The 1,762-nt window shown below is 56.1% G+C and carries 1 protein-coding gene; it reads right to left on the bottom strand.

Annotated elements, in window-relative coordinates:
• The coding region (locus QLQ16_RS15750) for a hypothetical protein (protein ID WP_283225595.1) at positions 1–1,762 on the bottom strand (1,762 nt) is incomplete at both ends.

The raw sequence follows: 1,762 nt of genomic DNA, 5'->3' as shown, positions 1-1,762 counted from the left end.
GTCACTTGGTTGCCACTGATGGCCACACCCGTCACTGTGTTGCCCGCCAGCGTGAAGGCTCCGGCCAATGGTGCTGTGCTCGCATCCAACACTTCGTTGAACAACAAGTTGACCGTCGTGTCCACACCTGCAGCGGCTTCAACGACAGGGGCAGATACGTCAATCCGGGCGCTACTGACATCGCTCAGGGTGTATGTGTTGTCGACGGCGTTGCCAAACACATCGGTAATGCCCACAAACGCATTGGCGACGATTTCTACACCATCTAAATCATCGTCACCCGACTGAACGGAATACACGAAGGTGGCGGTCTTAGCCTGAGCATCGGTGCTTTGCAAATAGGCATTGCGCTGTACGTTTCCATTGAGCGTGAGCACCAATTTGCTGGAACCAATCAGGCCTTTGACCTCTTCGCTGAAAGTCACAGTCACAAGCATGTTGTTGGTACCCGTGACATACACACCACTGGCCGGGCTGTTGAAGGCCACCGCATCCACAGTAGGCACCTCGACGTCGATGGTGGCGCCACCGTTCAGTTGTACCAGACCGGCCCCCGCTGTGCGGTCGCCGGTGATTCGGTCGATCACATTGCCCGTCATGGCCCGAATGTCGTGGTTGCCGGCCCCCAGCGCAGCCAGACTGAGCGACCACTGGCCATTCACCCCGGAATAAACGTACCCCAAGCGCGTTTCTGCTGCTTCTGACACCCCATTGTGGTTGGCATCCACCCAAACGAAGACTTCACTGCCCTCGCTGGCGGTACCGGTAAGGGTGTAGCCGGATTGACCAATGAAGGACAAACTTGGCTCCTCTCCCAGCACCGTGACTTGCAGTATGTCACTGGCCTGAGACCGAGTGCCTTGCGTGTCTTTGAAGGTAGCGTAAATATTGTGCACACCTGTGCTCAAGTCGACATAGGCATTCGCACGTCCACCATCGAGATAACGCAGCGCTGGACTTGTGTTGGCAATGCCACCTAACCAATTCGTGGTGATCTGCTGATCCGTGGCATCCCACTGGGTGTTGCCATTGGAGTCAATCCAAAACTCTGTCAGGTAGTTTTGATCTGTCGGGCCATAGGCAAAAAGCATGATGTTTTGATGATTGACAGTGGAGTTATCAAATCTGTCGGCACCCGTATCATCAGCAGTGCGCATATCCAGTTGTGTAGGCCTTGGCAAGGAGCTCTGTGCCTGTACGTTTAAATGACCTGACCAGCCACGATCAATGAATTCGCCGTTACGCGCCACCGAGACCCAAACCGAGTGGGCCCCCACTGCCAAGGCTTGACCGTTGGCGGTGCGGTCCAGGCTGTAGTGTGTGTCGTCAACCCGCGTGGCCGTGTGCGCCGTGCCATCCACGATGATCTGCAACTCGTCACCCGCTGCCAAGGATTGGCCCAAGGTCACGTTGTAGACCAAGGTGGTGTCGGTGGTCACGCGGTCAGTGCTGTCGCTTCCCGTGTCGTCGCTGATGCTCAATTCAGTGATCTGACTGGCAACGTTGACAGTCGAACCGAAACTCGCCTCCGCGCTGACCAGCAAGCTGGCTGCACCGCTGGTGTACAGACGGTACGTGTTGCCATCGAAACCTACGGCCAGTTCACCGGTATCAACCCAGTTGCCAACAGCAAAAACGATGTCCCCGGATTTAGCCTGAACGATGAGCGTGTCGTTGTCCGACAAGGCCAACACATCAGCCTGCGTCAACACCAACACACGGCTGCCGTCGCCCGTCAAATCGATCTTCTCAATGCTTTCGA

The sequence above is a fragment of the Limnohabitans lacus genome (assembly GCF_030053395.1).
GTDB classification, from domain to species: domain Bacteria; phylum Pseudomonadota; class Gammaproteobacteria; order Burkholderiales; family Burkholderiaceae_C; genus Limnohabitans_A; species Limnohabitans_A lacus.
Note: the sequence above shows the minus strand (reverse complement) of the source record. Positions and strands in the feature narration are given on the sequence as shown.